The 17094-nt window shown below is 32.7% G+C and carries 15 protein-coding genes and 1 pseudogene; 6 read left to right on the top strand and 10 right to left on the bottom strand.

Annotation, left to right across the window (positions count from 1 at the left end):
• Window positions 1-306: 306 nt before the first annotated feature.
• Both VK90_RS08145 and VK90_RS08140 read right to left on the bottom strand, forming a co-directional pair.
• Entirely contained in the window at window positions 307-699 is a 393-nt protein-coding gene (locus VK90_RS08145) for a RidA family protein (protein ID WP_048371858.1), read from the bottom strand.
• Between the two features lie 392 nt (window positions 700-1091).
• Window positions 1092-1550 carry a DinB family protein gene (locus VK90_RS08140; RefSeq protein ID WP_048371856.1) on the bottom strand — a complete coding sequence of 153 codons (459 nt, stop codon included), beginning with the start codon at window positions 1548-1550 and terminating at the stop codon, window positions 1092-1094.
• A gap of 957 nt (window positions 1551-2507) precedes the next feature.
• On the opposite strand from VK90_RS08140, the gene VK90_RS30200 reads away from it, so the two are divergent.
• From VK90_RS30200 to VK90_RS08125, 3 genes are all read left to right on the top strand, one after another.
• Window positions 2508-3779: a hypothetical protein gene (locus tag VK90_RS30200; RefSeq protein ID WP_197088202.1), complete on the top strand. Its 1272-nt coding sequence runs from the start codon at window positions 2508-2510 to the stop codon at window positions 3777-3779.
• Window positions 3780-4429: 650 nt separating this feature from the next.
• Complete coding sequence (locus VK90_RS08130; protein ID WP_048371854.1) at window positions 4430-5002, top strand: tyrosine-type recombinase/integrase; 573 nt, start codon at window positions 4430-4432, stop codon at window positions 5000-5002.
• Between the two features lie 227 nt (window positions 5003-5229).
• Entirely contained in the window at window positions 5230-6609 is a 1380-nt protein-coding gene (locus tag VK90_RS08125; protein WP_231595845.1) for a hypothetical protein, read from the top strand.
• A 182-nt stretch (window positions 6610-6791) separates the two neighbouring features.
• On the opposite strand, the gene VK90_RS08120 is transcribed toward VK90_RS08125, so the two are convergent.
• Entirely contained in the window at window positions 6792-7622 is an 831-nt protein-coding gene (locus VK90_RS08120) for a hypothetical protein (RefSeq protein WP_048371852.1), read from the bottom strand.
• Window positions 7623-8109: 487 nt separating this feature from the next.
• Between VK90_RS08120 and VK90_RS30625 the strand changes: the two genes are divergently transcribed.
• Window positions 8110-10623 (top strand): zinc-ribbon domain-containing protein, encoded by a 2514-nt coding sequence (locus tag VK90_RS30625; RefSeq protein WP_053081380.1) that lies wholly within the window; start codon window positions 8110-8112, stop codon window positions 10621-10623.
• Window positions 10624-10792: 169 nt separating this feature from the next.
• Here VK90_RS30625 and VK90_RS30165 read toward each other — a convergent pair whose 3' ends face one another.
• Together VK90_RS30165 and VK90_RS08110 are read right to left on the bottom strand one after the other, a co-directional pair.
• Window positions 10793-10969, bottom strand: a complete 177-nt coding sequence (locus VK90_RS30165) for a hypothetical protein (RefSeq protein WP_197088201.1) — start codon at window positions 10967-10969, stop codon at window positions 10793-10795.
• Between the two features lie 172 nt (window positions 10970-11141).
• Window positions 11142-11468, bottom strand: coding sequence for a hypothetical protein (locus tag VK90_RS08110; protein ID WP_048371850.1), 327 nt, complete (start codon window positions 11466-11468; stop codon window positions 11142-11144).
• A 569-nt stretch (window positions 11469-12037) separates the two neighbouring features.
• On the opposite strand from VK90_RS08110, the gene VK90_RS08105 reads away from it, so the two are divergent.
• Both VK90_RS08105 and VK90_RS30620 read left to right on the top strand, forming a co-directional pair.
• A complete protein-coding gene (locus VK90_RS08105) occupies window positions 12038-12544 on the top strand; it encodes a GNAT family N-acetyltransferase (RefSeq protein WP_048371848.1) in 507 nt (168 codons plus the stop codon).
• An 88-nt stretch (window positions 12545-12632) separates the two neighbouring features.
• Window positions 12633-12752, top strand: a pseudogene (locus tag VK90_RS30620) (IS6 family transposase); the annotation flags it as partial.
• Window positions 12753-12909: 157 nt separating this feature from the next.
• Here the strand turns inward: VK90_RS30620 and VK90_RS08100 are convergent.
• Genes VK90_RS08100 through VK90_RS08080 form a run of 5 tightly spaced genes read right to left on the bottom strand, consistent with a single transcriptional unit; the run spans window position 12910 to window position 16844 of the window.
• Window positions 12910-13647, bottom strand: a complete 738-nt coding sequence (locus VK90_RS08100) for an HAD family hydrolase (RefSeq protein ID WP_048371846.1) — start codon at window positions 13645-13647, stop codon at window positions 12910-12912.
• Window positions 13648-13672: 25 nt separating this feature from the next.
• Entirely contained in the window at window positions 13673-14587 is a 915-nt protein-coding gene (locus tag VK90_RS08095) for a DMT family transporter (RefSeq protein WP_048371845.1), read from the bottom strand.
• The gene (locus VK90_RS08090; protein ID WP_048371843.1) at window positions 14575-14973 is read right to left on the bottom strand and encodes an NUDIX hydrolase; all 399 of its coding nucleotides are present in this window, start codon (window positions 14971-14973) and stop codon (window positions 14575-14577) included. Before VK90_RS08090 ends, VK90_RS08095 begins: the two co-directional genes overlap by 13 nt.
• A gap of 24 nt (window positions 14974-14997) precedes the next feature.
• Window positions 14998-15693, bottom strand: a complete 696-nt coding sequence (locus tag VK90_RS08085; protein WP_048371840.1) for a hypothetical protein — start codon at window positions 15691-15693, stop codon at window positions 14998-15000.
• 23 nt (window positions 15694-15716) lie between these two features.
• Entirely contained in the window at window positions 15717-16844 is a 1128-nt protein-coding gene (locus VK90_RS08080; RefSeq protein ID WP_048371839.1) for an aminotransferase class V-fold PLP-dependent enzyme, read from the bottom strand.
• Window positions 16845-17094: the final 250 nt, after the last annotated feature.

Raw genomic sequence — 17094 nt, 5'->3', positions numbered from 1 at the left:
TCCACAATCTCAAGTTTTACGATAAATAAAAAGAATCCAACTTAAAAAATATTGATCAAAATGGATTCTTCTCCAGCAACTTTAAGTTTATTTTTTTATAAAAAAGTTTAACTATCCCTATAGATTCTTATGGAAGGGGTAGCACCAACATTTCGCGAATTTCGTACGCTAAGCAAAATTTCATAAAGAAAAAACCGATTTCCTGTACGCTAGGGACTCGACTTTTTTAGATTGATATATTTGACTAAAACTCCCAATAATACAATAAGATTCATCATATAATTAATTATTGTTTATCAAGAGAAATTAAATAATTTCCTTACATGCCCAAGCGTCTACCTCTACTTTAAATACAGGAGCTGCTAATGCCACCACATAAATCATAGTAGTACAAGGAAGATGTTCACCTAGAAAATCTCCAATAATTTTTCTTCTCTTATCTGCATTAAAATCACCTACTAAATAAAATACCATCTTAGTTAAATCTTCTACGTTCATATTAGCAGCCACAAGATTTCTTCTAATATTATCTAGAGCTAATTGTAACTGTTCCAATGGATCCTCTGGAATCATTCCATCTATTTCCATACCTAATTGACCTGATAATGTGAGCCATTTATTAGGACCTGTTACTTCTATTTGATGGACATATGATGCTACTGGTTTATGTACTGTTTCGGGATTTCGGGATTTCTTCAACTAGAATCATTCCTTTACTGAAATTTTTATAATAATCTAAATTATTATATCAGTTTTCTGAGTATGGTGTTAACCCACCTTGTTAGTTAAATTATATTTTTTCATAATCTTTTTTGTAATATATTTATCCAATTAAGTTTCTCTAAAAGTATCGAAAACGACCGTTTAAGGCACTCTATTTAGTTCTAACAAAACTGAAAGAAATATGGTCAAAAACCAGTTCTAAAACTCATTACTAAAAACAAAGTCCCATAACAAACATTAAATGTCGTTTATGGAACTTTGTTAACGTACAGAAAAAAACAGTTTTCAACTTAGAAATTTCTTAGTGTACGAAATTCGCGTTTAGTTGGCGAGACCCCTGGAACTAAAACACCCCATAAGTTAGATAATTACAGGAACCTTTGAATTTGCTTATAATGATGAAGATCATGTTCTATTAAGCCTAAAAAGTAACTATAGAGTGATACTTTGTTTTTTCCTAAAATTAAGTTCTGTGTCCATAACTCATCCGTTAAATCATTTATTGTATTAATCAACTTTTTCCTTACCATTATAAACTGATTAATTAGTTCCCCCTTTGTTTTAGATTTACTATCAATTGATGCTTGATAATTTACTAAATTAACATTTGGACTCTTTGGTAATTGAGTACCCTGAAATAAATAAGGAATACGCTGATTCAAAACAAATTCATCCCAAGGTATAAGGTGTCCAATTACTTCAGCAATAGTCCACTTATCTTTATCTATTTGCATCCTCCATTTCTCTTCAGATAAATGTTTTAAACTTCTTACCCAATCAATAGATTGTTCATAATGATTTATTATTTTCTTCTTTTTTTCATACAACTACATCAACTCCATTAATTTAGCATTCAACTATTTATTACCTTTCAAAATTAATAATCTAAATTCCTCTTTGTACTACTCTGTTCCATGTATACCTTAAAAAAACGAAAATTTTTTTGACAAATAATTTAACATTCTCGGTCATTGATAATATTTAACTTCCGAGAACGATAATTATGTAAATAAGCTGTCCATATGGACAGCTTATTTTTTTTGCTTAGCGTGGTTTTTTTCCAAAATGCTGGCGGTATCCCTTTATGAACATGATTTTAGCTAGAAAACGTTGATATTATTGAGTTTTATCTTCCGTCCATAAACATACAATTTTCTGTACACATACAAAGAAAGCCACATTTTATTAGCAATGCATAGCATAGACTAGTTTTCATCCCTTCATTTGGATATGTAATTCCGCATATCCAAATGAAGGGAATCGATATGCAGTGTATGATTAAATTATATTAACAACATTAAATTTGAATTTATTTTTCTTTCGAATTAAAATAATTATTTTTTAGATAGATATACCAAGTTATAATTATTTCAGTTAATTAAATGATATTAAAATAGTAGATTTATCAGTATAGTATTTCTTCTCATATTAATTTGTAATAGCAGAATTAACGAATATAATCGACAAAATTCTACTATTTACGCATTGAAAACTAAATGTTTTAATAAAAGTGTAATTGGTATGACCAATAGAGAGAGGAGAAGATTGTACTAGTAAAAGTGCAATGTAGTTGCAGGTAACATTATGTCGGTTTTAATTTTCTTAATACTCAGTTATTTTAACGGGATCCAGAATCACAAAAGTATCATATCTATCAAAAAAGGCCATTTTATGTTTCTACATAGCAAAAGTGATTATATTTCGCAATAAAAGTATAAGCAATGTACTGTATAATATCATTTTTTGTAATCTTGTAGAAATAATGAGGGAAGAGGAGAAATAACATGAAGTATATGAAAAAAGTAGTTCCAGCAGCATTAGCATTTGCCGTTCTAGCAAGTCCGGCTTTCAGTTTACAAGCAAAAGCTAGTACAGTATCTGGGGATTCTAGTGTAATTACTTCTGCTAAACAAGAAAACCTATCATTAAATCTTAAATCAGCAGCAGCGCAGACAGCTGCATCAGATTCCAATGTAAATAAGGGTTTTGATGCAGATTATATCAATAATAATGTCATTCGTGCGAATTTCCCAGCTGTTACACCAGCACAAATCAAACAAGCAAAACCTTTTCAATATTTATATTTAGATTATAATTATACAAATGGCAATAAAATTACTGAGGAGCAGAGAAACAAGAAGTATTACGAAATGCCCACGTCGTCATTATACTTCGAATTAATAAATGCATGGGGAAGAGATGTCGATTCCAAATACGTAAAATACTTTGGAAGCACTTACGGGGAAGGTTTCGTAAAAGGGCTTGTTTTGGAAACGTTAGAAAACTTTTTCAATACTCGATATGCTCAAAATCCAAATGACCCTGAAGTGCAAAAAATATTAAACTCTCCTTATAACAACAAAAATAATTTTGTCCCTTATAAACCACTTGCTATGGGAGGATTTAAAGGAACACCTGGTATTAAAAGAGCGATTCTAGAGGAATATGGACCAAAAAGTTTAGACGAGCTTGGAATCCAAGTTATTTGGGGCGACAATAATAGTAACGCAGAAAAAGCTGTAACAATTGGTTATTCAGAGAAGACACCATTTAGCCCGCTTAAAGACGCTGTAATAACTGAAAAAAAATATCTTAAGAAAGTTCCTGGTGGAACAGCAGAAATTCCAGCTAAAAATACAGGATATGAGATAGCAGTTAACATCACAACGGGGATGAGCAAAGAACAATCGCAATCATTTGCTCAGACAATAGGTTTCAATGTTGGTTTCGGTATTAAAGATATTTTGGAATTTGGAACAAGTTATCAGTTCCAACAAACATTTGGAACAAGTCTCTCATTAAGTGAAGAACAAACGATATCACGTAAATTTAGTCTTACTAACGACACAGATCAAACAATTACAGCAGCACTATACCAAATTACTGCTGAATATAACTTAGAACCTGGATCTGCAGCTGCAGGAATTATAAACAAAACCATCAGTGCACCTACTGTACAAAATATAGCTACACAAGTAAAAGTATCCTCAACTTCAACAGGTTCTATTAAAACTGATGATTTAAAATTAATTCGTTCAGATGTGCTAGAAAAGTAAAAAAGCATGAGAGAGATCACTTATTATCTGAATCTCTCACAAAAAGAAGGAATTCTTGCCGTACCTCAGTATCTCGTAAAATAAGTGCTCCTTTCAAGGGGATACGGAAACGATTCTGGGTATGAGGGGCCACTCTGGGATTAAATTCCATAATATAATTTTGATAAGGGGTCCCACCCACACGCTGGACTAATGTAAAAAATTACTTATATTATATTATTACTATGTAAACTATAATATAAGTAATTCTTTTTATTGTTTATATTTTGTTATTTCCTGTTACAGAATCCTTATAATAAGGATTCTATTTTTTTGCATTAAATTTCTACAAACAAAAAAAGATAAGATCGGAGAATACGATCTTATCTTCAGCACAAGGAGTAAACATAAGTGATAACCATCACATTTTTATTATACACTAATTTTTGTTAATTTTGAATATTAAAACCATAATTTACAAGTATGTCTATATTGTTCAATTTATTACAAATTTAGTTGTAAATGTTTTTAAAAACGAATGTAAACTTTTACCCATTAGTTTACATTCATTTCCCCTTAAACATTGACTTTCATCTAATTTCGTTGATATTATAAAAATAGACAAAAAAGTATACATTCAAATCATTGAAAATAAAGGGATTGAAAAACAGATGGATAAAAGGCAACATTTAATTGATGTACAACCAATTCGGAGTATAGAACAGCTTAATGATATGAAATGGTCACTCAAACGTCATTGTTCAGATCGTGATTATATATTATTTCTAATTGGTATTAATACTGGGTTACGTGTTAGTGATTTACTTAAAATGGAAACGAATGAAATTTTAAAACTGAAGCGAAAAAAACGGAAAGAATTTAAAGTGAAAGAAGGAAAGACGAAAAAGGAGCGTATCATAAATATTACATCCATTTTTGAGGAAGTACTTCCATATGCTGAAGATTTAAAAAGTACCTGGTTATTTCCTTCTCGAAAAGGGGATAAGCCAATTAGTAAAATTCAAGCCTATCGACAATTACAAAAAGCCGGAGATTTTGCCGGAGTTGAATCTTTAGGGACTCATACCATGCGTAAAACATTTGGATATTGGTTTTACAAGCAAACAAAGGATATTGCTATGCTACAAGAAATATTGAATCATAGTACACCACAAATTACACTAAGGTACATAGGTATTAATAAAGAAGAAAAAGATAATATACTTGATACATTTCGTATCTAATTTAACATGGTAAAATAATATTCGGATGAGAATCAAATACATATTATTACAATTAAAGTGGTTATCAAGTCAGAAGAAGGCACCTTAGGGTGCTTTTTTCATTTCCTTTTTACAAAATATTACAAAATAGTTGTGACTGAGTTTGTTTCTAATGGAAGCTAACAATGGAAGGCTACTGGTGATTATATAGTATGATAGAAATATACAATTATAGAGGGGGAAACAAATTGACAAATGAAGTTGAATATCCACTAGCAGAACCGGACATAGCAGAAGAGATAGAAGTAGTTAATTCAGATGCCGATACAATTCAAGTACTAGCAAATAAGATCCATCATCAAAAAACCAAAGAATACTTTGAAGAGGTACTAAATACATTCGAAAGTGGTAATTACAGATCTTCTGTTGTGATGCTATGCACAGTAGTAATTTGTGATTTAGTTTTTAAATTAAAAGATTTAGAGGAAATTCATGGAGATGCTAAGGCAGAAAAAATATTAAAGGATCTGCATGTTGAAAAAGAAGCCAATCCTGTTTCACCCGATTGGGAAAATCAATTAATTGAAAAATCGTTTATAGAAGCAAAATTGTTAGAAAATGATGTTTATACTCATATTAAAACGTTAAAAACATACCGGAATTTATGTGCTCATCCTGTATTAAATTCAATGGATATTTTGTACAGGCCAAATAAAGAACAAGCAGAATCATTAATAAAAAATATGTTAGAAGGGTTATTAACTAAACACCCTCTATTCACAAAAAATGTATTCGTTCCATTTATGGTCGAGATAGAAAGAATACAACACGACTTATCAAATCAGGAGCGCTTAGAAACCTATATAGAATCTAAATTTTTCGTTCACTTTAATAAAGAACTAACCGAATATATCTTCAAGAATCTTTGGAAAATCGTTTTTAAAAATGATGGAAAACGAGAAAATGATAATCGAAATATTAACTACAAGGTATTGCTAATTATATATAAAAAGTACAATGAAATTTTATTTAACTATATAAAAAAGAACCCAGATTATTTCAGTGACTTTTTGGATAAGGAAACTATCCTATCTAAGTTGTTTGATTTCCTATCACGATATCCAGAAGTTTATTCTTTATTCAGAAATCACACACAAGAAATATTAAATAAGCGTGCGACTAAAAAAGACAGCTGGTTTATTAGAAGTGTTTTTGTTTCCGAATCTTTAAAGGATCACTTTAACGCAATTGAATCTAAAATTCATGGTCCTGGCAGTTATTATAACCAACCTTATATTCATCATTATTACCTAAGAAGTGAAGATGTAGAAATTCTAAACGAATTAGCGAAAAAAGAAGACGCATTAAGTGCGTTTTATGATTTTATGATTAGTCATTATTATCATAGTGGGTCATTTAATAATGCAGTTCATACTTTTGAAATCTGTATAAAACCTTTCTACAAAGAATTTAATAAAGAACAATTCGAAACTTTATTACAAGAAGCAAACAGTAATCCACAATGCTATGAAGGGATATTCGGAAGTAGAAATAAAATCTTGCTTCCAACCGCTAAAAAAGTAATGTCTAACACAAATATAGAAGAGATTTATAAAAACATATTCTAATTTCATTTTTTTATAGGAATTTCTCAAAATAAATGTAGCAGCGATTATGTTGCTACATTTATTTCAAACTAACAGTTGCGTTAGGACATAAGAATACCAATGAAAACAGTTGTTAATGCAACATAATTCATCAAAATTATTTAATTTTGAATACAACACAATTTAAAATGAATCAAAAATCCTTAGCGTGTTTTTTTCGTTTGGCTGGTGGTACGCCTTCTATAAGTTCTTCCAAAAGTCATTGTACATTTATAAATTAACCATTCATCAATTGTAGAAGTTAAAGCCCTTTTAATCTCTTCTCTTGTTGGAATTTTTGCTGGAGCAGGCTTTTTAGTTGCACCATGTCTGCACAAAATGCCAGAGCCATCTCTAGAATTTATGTATTGAGTAAATTCATTTAATTCCTTTAAAGAATTAAATAAATCTTCTGGTAGTTCTTTTTTATTTGTATTAAGTTTACTTGTTCCTAAACCTAAATCTGAAAGGATATTTTCAAAAATCTTATATGTATTTACTAATAGGTAAATAATTTGTTCTTCAGCAAGTGTTAATAAGATTATAACTTCTCTTACAATTGGCTCATCAATAATTAACTGTAGATAATCTTTGTATCTATCTGGTTCCGAATTCTTGTTCCTTTTCTCTAACCTGGAAAGTACACCTTCATCAAATGGATATGACAATTCTTCTAATATGATATCAAGGTCTTCTGAATAATTTTCACCTCTAATATTAAATCCGTTATCAAAGTAAAGTGTTGTTGCAGCTACAATCATATCGTTATCTAGTACCAACCGTAATCCATTGACCAACCGTAATAATGTTGTCAACCTAGCATATGCTCTTGTTGATTCATGCCGATTTAAAACATTAACATGTGGTGACTCAAATACAGGTATGTATGTAATACCATCAGGATCACCATTGATAAATTGAACATGGAAACCTAAATCCCAACCGATGATACCTGGATTTGTATGCAGATTTAATGACCATTCATTTTTACTCACTAATTGTATCCCCCTTAATAAACTACAACTTGCTTTGTTCATTATATCATCTAAAAATAAGTGCTTGATAGAACCGCCACATAATCACCAACTTAAGAATTTAGAATTACCCCAACACAAATATTTCATGCAGATTGATCAATTTTCCCGTTTAGGGGGAGTTTGTTTTTCTTAGCTTGATGGGCATTGGGTAGCACCAACAAAACGCGAATTTCGTACGCATAGAACAGATTTTCAAGAATTATTTGAAATAAAAAAAGCCGTTTCCATTAAGGATTTGGCTTTTTTATTAATGTGGGTAACATGTGTATTTTTCTGGAATGCTGGAAATCCCTACATTACTTTTTATTTGGACTTATTTCCTTCATTTGAATTTGGAAAATATCACTGTCTTTTTATGCCGAAATATATAAAAATATAATAAAGACTAAAATATAATTGTTAAAAAATATGCATTTGTTGGTCCACTCAGGAGGAATATTTTGGAATGAAGAAAAGATACATTGTTGACGATGAAAAGTTACTTAGTAAATGGAATTTCAAAAAAAACCATTTAACGCCTGATCAAATCACTACTGGTTCCGGAAAGAAAGTATGGTGGATTTGTGATAAAGGACATGATTATGAAGCTACCGTTTCAGATAAATCCAGAGGAAGAGGTTGTCCAATTTGTTCAGGTAGACAAGTTTTGAAAGGATTTAATGATTTAGAATCATTGCAACCTGATTTAGCAAAGCAATGGCATCCAATAAAAAATGAAGGAATGAAACCATCACAAATCACTTCCAAATCAGGCAAAAAAGTATGGTGGATTTGTGAAAAAGATCATGAATGGGAAACAAGCGTCAGCGAAAGAACGCGAGGTTATGGCTGTCCGTATTGTTCAGGAAGATATGTTATTCCAGGAGAAAATGACTTGGAAACTTTAAAGCCGGAATTAGCGAAACAATGGCATCCAGGTAAAAATGGTACTTTATTACCTTCTCAAGTTATGTCGCAAACCAGCAAAAAGGTATGGTGGATTTGTGAAAAAGGCCATGAATGGGAAGCAAAAGTGCAAGGTAGATTTAGGGGGGATGGCTGTCCGTACTGTTCAGGAAGATATGTTACTCCAGGAGAAAATGACTTGGAGACGCTAAACCTAGAATTAGCGAAACAATGGCATCCTTATAAGAATGGCGAACTACTTCCATCTCAAGTTGCAAACGGTACGCATGTAAAAGTTTGGTGGATGTGCAACAAAGGTCATGAATGGAAAACTAGTGTTGATGCACGAACGGGGAAAAACGGCACAGGATGTCCTTACTGCTCTGGTAAAAAGGTTGTTTTAGGTGAAACTGATTTTAAAACTAATTTCCCAGAAATAGCTAATGAATGGCATCCAACTAAAAATAAAGATCTTTTACCATCTCAATTTTTAAAAAAGTCAAATGTTAAGGTCTGGTGGATTTGCGATAAGGGTCATGAATGGAAAGCCGCTTTATCAAATAGAGCCACTGGACGCAATTGTCCGGAATGTTATGCGGATAGAAGAATTTCATTTTCAGAGAAGGTTGTTTTCTATTATGTGAAATTATTATTTCCTGACACGATAGAAAATTATAAACCAAATTTCTTAGCTCCAAAAGAGCTGGATATCTATATACCTTCTTTAAATTTTGGAATCGAGTATGATGGTCAAGCCTGGCACAAAGATAATAAACGTGACTTGATTAAAGATAAAATTTGTTATGAAAATAATCTAAGATTAATCCGTATTCGAGAGCCTAACTGCAAAAAACTTAATTCTACAAGTGATGAATTAATTATGAGTGTATTAAATAATGTTGAGCTTGAAAATAAATTAAGAGATTTATTTAATAACATTCTCGGAGTTCAGGATATAGATATAAACATTGAGAGAGACACTCCAAAAATAAATGAACTCATGAAATACAGCGAAAAGGCTAATTCCATTGCTGAAGAATTCCCTTTACTTTCTAAGCAGTGGCATTATAAGAAAAATTCCCCTCTTAATCCATCACAAATCCCCTCAAATTCAAATAGAAAATATTGGTGGATTTGTGATAAAGGGCACGAATGGAAAGCTGTAGTTAGCAATCGGACTCTATTTAACAGGGGTTGTCCCTACTGCTCGGGACGTAAAGCTATCCAAGGTGAAACAGATTTAGGAACTAAATTTCCTGAGATTTCTAAATGGTGGAATCATGAAAGAAATCATCCCCTATTACCTTCTCAATTTAAGCCACAATCTAATAAAAAAGTCTGGTGGCAATGTGATGAAGGGCATGAATGGGAAGCAGTTATATCTAGTAGATTCAGAAATAAGGGTTGTCCAATATGTTCCGGTCGAAAAGTTTTAAAAGGATTTAATGACTTATCAACTTTGAATCCTAAATTAGCAAAAGAATGGCACCCGAATAAAAACGGTGAATTACAACCGACTCAATTCACTCTTGGTTCGGATAAAAAAATCTGGTGGCAATGCGATAAAGGGCATGAATGGGAAGCAAAGGTTGATCAAAGGTCTCGACAGAAAAGTGGTTGCCCCTACTGTTCTGGCAATCGAGCTATAATTGGGGAAACAGATTTAGCAACATTGATGCCTGAACTTTCTACACAATGGCATCCAACTAAGAATCTAAATTTATCACCTTCGCAAATAAAGAAATCATCTAATAAAAAAGTTTGGTGGTTATGTGATAAAGGGCATGAATGGGAGGCGGTTATTAGTGCTAGATCCAACGGCAATGGCTGTCCTTATTGTTCTGGTCAAAGAGTTGCAGTCGGCGAGAATGATTTAGCGACACTAAATCCTTATTTAGCCAAAGAATGGCATCCTTATAAAAATGGCGATTTATTACCAATACATTTTACAAAATCATCTAGAAAAAAAATTTGGTGGTTATGCGAAATTGGGCATGAGTGGGAGTCTACTATTGCAAACAGGAATAATGGTAATGGTTGCCCTCATTGCCGAAAAGCAAAATTGAACAAATAGCTTTTTTTCTACTAAATAAAATGCCCAGACATATTAAACATGACTAATATGTCTGAGCCATTGTTATTTGTGACTTTTTTCAATTTAGGTCTTGATAACGTAAACTCCCTGTCTCTTTTATTAATGTGGGTAACATGTGCATTTTTCTGGAATGCAGGAAATCCCTACATTACTTTTTATTTGGATTTATTTTCTTCATTTGAATTTGGAAAATATCACTGTCTATTATGCCCAGGACTAGCATTTCATCTTTTAGTGAACGCCAAGGCTCGATTTTGATGGATTTAGTAGTTCTATCCCGTAAGGTGTATTCGTGAATATAATATGATTTTTCATTTTTCTTCATTGTAAATCCTCATTATCCTTTTAATCGATTAAAGTGTGTAGTTATATAAAAATTATACATTAAGGAACGTTCTTATACAGTTACTCTTTTTATCATTACCTTCTGGGATTTGTTTATGAAGTGAAAAAAGAGAGCCTAAGCCCCCGATGTTCCTTAACGTACAGTGTTCTTATTATTGATTAACCGGATCTGTGCAATATTTCTTTGCAATTGCACTTGCTATATCAATTGCCCTTTGTAGGGTAACTTGTTTAGAACTAGAATCCAAAAGTTCCAATCCAAATTCTTCATAAATCTCAAAATCATGACTTGTTACAAATCTATACTTTGAAGGGATAGATTCTCTGTCTATTGTTAAATGAAAAGCATAAGAATTATCTAAACACAATAATTCAACTTTAAACGTATTTAATGTACTAGGATGACGAAATTGATAATACTCAACTGGATATAAATAATCACCTTCATGATTGTAGTTAAAGTCTTTTGAAAAATTCATAATTACCACTCCTTATGGATTTATTTGGAATTACTTTTATCATAACTCCATCTCAAGCTAAAAGTACAGAATTTTTAGTTTTTAGGTATGACTGTGTCCCTTACGTACTTAAAAATTATAATTACCTATAACTATAAATTCATATTGTTTTAATAAATATGAAGTGAATTTAAATAAAGGATCTTAGGTAAGAATCCTATATTCTTCTACATTAACGTATACTTATATTTTCACTAAATTATTATGATGTATATATTAATTCAAAATTATTTATACGAAATAACCAAATGGATTTTTTCGAAAAAAATGATATACCATTCTATTTTCTTAATTCACATAATTTTCAAAAATGAAATACGTGGATATTAATATTTGTTATATAATATACTTGTCAAAGCATTACCCCTGTAGTTTTTATGATGAATCTGTAAGATAGTTTGTTTGTCCCATATATTCACCTTAAACTAAAAAGAACCTGTAGAGATCCCTACATCCTACAAGTTCTTTTTGCTTTTCCGGTTAAATGTTGATTTGAAATAAAGTTGCGATTTTTTGAGGGGGAAAAGTAAATGTTTGTAAAAGCAGAAAGATTATTAATACGAAAATTTGAGTTCAAAGATTGGCAAGCTGTCCATGAGTATACATCAGATATCAATGTTATGAAATACATACCCGAAGGGGTTTTTACTGAAAAAGATACGAGGAACTTTGTGAATGAAAACATTGGTAAAAATGCTAAGAACTTTCCTGTGGTATTAATAGATGAAAATATCCTGATTGGTCATATTGTTTTTCATAAATATTTTGGTGAACATACTTATGAGATTGGTTGGGTGTTCAATCCTAAATATTTCAATAAAGGATATGCTTCTGAAGCAGCACAAGCTACATTGAAATATGGGTTTAAGGAAATGAAATTACATAGAATTATAGCCACATGTCAGCCACAAAACACCCCATCATATCGAGTGATGGAGAAGATTGGAATGAGAAGAGAAGGCTATTTCAGGAAGTGTATACCACATGGAAATGAATGGTGGGATGAGTATTATTACGCTATTTTAGAAGAAGAATAGGGTTCTAGTGCAAACACTCCAAAACTTGGACGTACTGTACTGATACTAGTACTCTAAAAAAGGATGTGATTAGTATGGAAAAGTAAAATCTATTCTTTCAGGAATAGAAACGATGCATATCATTGAAAAAGGCTAACTTATTTTACGGGACAGGTCTGTCCAAAATGAAATGAAGTTTATTCATCAACTATTCGGAATGGCTGGATAAGAATAGATTCCATTAGGAATCTATATACCTTTTTCATATACTTCAAAGTTTTTGCACCATGACAAACAAAAGTATACATTCAAAATACATATAATAAAGGGTAAATGAAACTTATTTCAATAAAAAAAGAGATGGAGAATCCATCTCTTTTTTTGTTTCAGTTTTCTACTTTAGATGTTTGTAAAGACACCCATGTTTCTTTCAATGTTATTAAATCCTCTGTCACAAATAGCGGCTTGTGCTCACTTGGTGGTTTGTTTCCCTTTGGATTAATCCAGATGGCAGACATTCCTGCATTGATCGCACCCACTACATCATTATTCCAAGAATCACCTATATATACAGCTTGTGCTGGCTCGATTCCATACTGTGAGAGTGGTATATGAAAGGATTCTCGTTGCGGTTTTTCAACCCCTATCTCCTCTGAGATAAAGATTTCTCTTTCTGTAAACACTTTATCCAATTGCAATTTCATGAGTTTAGATCGTTGTTCATTGGCTTTTCCATTTGTGATAATACCAACTTGATAAGTTTGCTTTAATTCTCGAAGATACGCATTGACAGCTTCTTCTGGCTTCACTAAGTAGATAAGCTGGCTGAAGAACTCACGGAAGTAAGTATCCGCCTCTTCTACACTAACCTCCTGATTAAAATGTTTAAGTGTATGAATAAGACGTTGCTGCCTGACTTCATCTAAGGAAATATGCCCCTGATGGTGCAACTCCCAAAAATGATGATCATAGTGTCGATAGTGAGAAAAAAACTCCTTAACTGGCAGATGCTTTGTGATATTAGACCGATAAAAGGTATCTGTGGTGGCTTGCGTCCAATAGGTCTCAAATGAAAACAAGGTATTATCCAAGTCAAAGAGCACTAGTTTTATATCTTGTAACATACGATTCTCCTTTATCCGGTTGTATTTACGAACTAACTTCTTTCTTTATAGAGACTGTGACAGATCGTGACTGTTCAAATTTAAGCCATAGGATCGCAATTACCATGATTGCCAATCCCGAAATCCGCATAACATTTGGAATTGGTCCCCAGATAAACCATGTTAATAACATTGCGACTGGCAATTCAGTCGTTGTTAATGTCGCCATCATAACAGAGCTCACATTTTTTGCAGCATAGGACAGAAGTTCAAATGCTACAATCTGCCCCAGAATTGCTGTGATGAATCCAAACGACAAAGCATCCGTTGTGAAAAGATGTAATTTTTCATACTGCCCGAAACAGAAAACCAAGACCATGATTGTAGCAATAAGGAAGATAAACACTTTCGTGAACGGATGATCTGTTATCTTTTGCAAACTAAATAAATTTGTTGCAAATGATATACCTGCTGCAAATCCATAAAGCAACCCCGGTACAGTCACATGTGCTAATGTTCCACCAATCAGCAAGAAAGTTCCCATCCATAATAGTATAATGGCTACTATATGTTTACCTACCACTAGCTCTTTATTAAACAGAATCCCAAACAGAAAAAGAATCCAGGGATATTGAAATAAGCCTAGTGATGCAATACTCGGATCTGTTAATTGGATAGAGTTATAGTAAAACAATCCTGTTAACACTGTCGTAATACCAGCTATCCAATTGTACGGATTCTTGATTAATGACATATATGGTTGTGAAATACTGTTTCTTTTGTTAGCGAATAGGAACTTGCCGATAAAATAGAGAATCGCAAACCCGAATTGATAAATGAGTAAGTCCAACGTTGTTAACCCCGTATTATTTGCTACTTTTACGACATTGGAATTCACTCCAAACACAATACCTGCGATAAGGGCCGCCCAGGCTCCCAGCCTAGAATTTACTTTGGACATACTGTTATCTCCTTACGTAAGGCAGGTAATGTGAACTTAGTAATGCCCGTGCCTAAATATTCCGACTCTTGTGTATCAATTGGGATCCATTTATATGCTCCAATTTCATTATCTGGTGTCGGTTCACCCTTTATTTTTACAACATACACTGTTAAAAACATTGACTCCGTTCCTAACATAGATTGTGTTTCAAAATCACCTAGCAAAGTACTCGATACAACCTCCAACTGCAATTCTTCTTGCAGTTCCCTCCTCAATGCTTCTAAATCGGTTTCTCTATCCTCGAGTTTACCTCCAGGTAGCATATAATGATCAGGAGATTTCTTCTTACTCACTACTAATAATTTATTATCTTTTACGATTGCTGCCCCAATTTTTCGAATCATAGTACCTAACGCTCCTAACTTCTCCTACGCTAAAACAGGGTTCGTATATTTAAATGTATTAACAACATTCATCGTGTCCGTCATAAGGGTCACATGATCATAACAAATCGAAAGCTTATCATTCATATATTCCTCTACCATTTCGTCAGTTGGTTCGCTAAATGCATCTCCAAACACAGACACTCCCTCTAATGATTTTGAAGACAAACCAATTGTCAATAATGCATATTTCACATCATCTTGGCTACCGAAATTATAAATAGGGCACTCATATGTAATTCCATACTTTTCTTCAAATCTACTTAAAATCTCAATAGCTACATTTTTCTGTTCTGCTAAATCCTTTTGATAGCCTACACATCCATCTACAATTCGTGTAATTCCATTTTGTAGGCAATATACTGTCGCAGCTGCGTGAATAGCTAATTTATCACCTAATAACACAAGATTAACTCCCCAGCGTTTAAAATCTTCTTCCAATTTAGAAATTGCAATACTTCTAAATAATCCATATGTAGGTAATACTGTACGACCGATAATTTGCTCTGGAAAACGATTTTTTAATTCTTCTACTCGAATTTCAGACAACTCACTTTTAATCCCTATACCGCTGTTACATGTTAATAGATGAACCTCTTTTCCTTGTAATGCCTCTAGACATGCTACTAATGATGAATCGCGACCACCTGTGAATAATACAGCTACTTTTTCTTTACTCATTGAAATCTCCCCTTTAAAATTATTTATTTTAGTTGATGAAGTAGTGCTTCTATATGATCGGTAGTATGGAAAAAACTAACCGATATACGTATGGCATTTAGTTCTTTGATCTCTCTAACAAAAATATTCTGTATCTCTAATTGTTTTGTAACGCTTTTACAATCTAATCCTTCTGGTAAAGGAAGAGTTATTAAACTAGCAGTTTCCATCACTATAGGACGAAATGCTGTTTCTTCGATGATTCTATTTCTTAGCATATCTGTATTTGCTTGGATCATAGGGAAAATAGTATTCATCCCCATCTCATCGCAAAGCCACTTTAATCCTGCTAAAAATCCATGAATAGAAGGACGGAACCGTGTACCAATCTCAAATCGCCTGCTTCCTTCAGAGGGAAAATAATAAATAGTTCCGTCATGTTTATTAAACGAAGCATTTCCAACAAAGGTTTGATTGACGATATCTAGCATCGACTCTTTAATGTACAATGCACCAATACCTTCTGGCCCATGTAACCATTTATGTGCCGGAAACACATAAAAATCCACATCCAACTCTTTCACATTCACTGGCATAGCACCTACTGCCTGCGCTCCATCTACTAAAACAACAATTCCTCGTTCATGTGCATACTTACAAATGTCTTGGATAGGAACAATACACCCAGTCGTCCAAAACACATGAGAAATAACAATAATTCTCGTTCGTGCTGTAACCAATGTGAAAAAAGCATTGAGATCAAATACATGATTCTCAGGTTTATAGAATCGAACATTAACACCTTTCTGTCTGCTCAAAATAGATAAACCAGCTAATGCACCCAAATGTTCACTGCTAGTTGTTAAAATTTCATCCCCTTGTGTCAGATGTAAACCCCACAAAACTACATTAACCCCATCAGTTGTATTGTTTGTTATAGCTACTTCAGACGATTTTGCATGAATGAGTGAGGACAACCTATGACGTACCATCTCCAGATTTAATTGGAAACGCTTTCTTTGACCTTGGTTCACTCGTCCCTTTTCAAACTCATACTGCAATTCTTCTATAATGGCATTACACACACATTTCGGGATAAGACCGGCTCCACCTGTATTGAAATAGGACTGAGTTACAGTCATCGGGAGTTCCCTTTGGATGGTATCTAACATGTTCTACACCTCCTTTCTTAGCAAAATGAGTTCTGCTCTTGTCTGTTGATATACAGATTAATACGCATTCATAAAAAGCGTACATTAACCCATATTAAATAAAAAACGTTCGTGTTTACTGTAAGAAAGGTGTGAATATTCATAACAAATACTATAATTTCACATTTAAACCGAAAATGTCAATTCTTTTTTTTTGTAAAATTATCCATAGGAAAACCATCTGATTTATAAGATTTATCTGTAAATTCAT

The organism is Bacillus sp. LK2 (assembly GCF_001043575.1).
Taxonomy (GTDB): Bacteria; Bacillota; Bacilli; order Bacillales; family Bacillaceae_G; genus Bacillus_A; species Bacillus_A paramycoides.
This window is presented reverse-complemented; position numbering and strand designations above follow the sequence as displayed.

Coding starts and splice junctions, on each gene's coding strand:
- VK90_RS30200 (WP_197088202.1), top strand. CDS start 2,508: ATGAAGTATATGAAAAAAGTAGTTCCAGCAGCATTAGCATTTGCCGTT.
- VK90_RS08130 (WP_048371854.1), top strand. CDS start 4,430: ATGGATAAAAGGCAACATTTAATTGATGTACAACCAATTCGGAGTATA.
- VK90_RS30625 (WP_053081380.1), top strand. CDS start 8,110: ATGAAGAAAAGATACATTGTTGACGATGAAAAGTTACTTAGTAAATGG.
- VK90_RS30165 (WP_197088201.1), bottom strand. CDS start 10,969: ATGAAGAAAAATGAAAAATCATATTATATTCACGAATACACCTTACGG.
- VK90_RS08110 (WP_048371850.1), bottom strand. CDS start 11,468: ATGAATTTTTCAAAAGACTTTAACTACAATCATGAAGGTGATTATTTA.
- VK90_RS08105 (WP_048371848.1), top strand. CDS start 12,038: ATGTTTGTAAAAGCAGAAAGATTATTAATACGAAAATTTGAGTTCAAA.
- VK90_RS08100 (WP_048371846.1), bottom strand. CDS start 13,647: ATGTTACAAGATATAAAACTAGTGCTCTTTGACTTGGATAATACCTTG.
- VK90_RS08095 (WP_048371845.1), bottom strand. CDS start 14,587: ATGTCCAAAGTAAATTCTAGGCTGGGAGCCTGGGCGGCCCTTATCGCA.
- VK90_RS08090 (WP_048371843.1), bottom strand. CDS start 14,973: ATGATTCGAAAAATTGGGGCAGCAATCGTAAAAGATAATAAATTATTA.
- VK90_RS08085 (WP_048371840.1), bottom strand. CDS start 15,693: ATGAGTAAAGAAAAAGTAGCTGTATTATTCACAGGTGGTCGCGATTCA.
- VK90_RS08080 (WP_048371839.1), bottom strand. CDS start 16,844: ATGTTAGATACCATCCAAAGGGAACTCCCGATGACTGTAACTCAGTCC.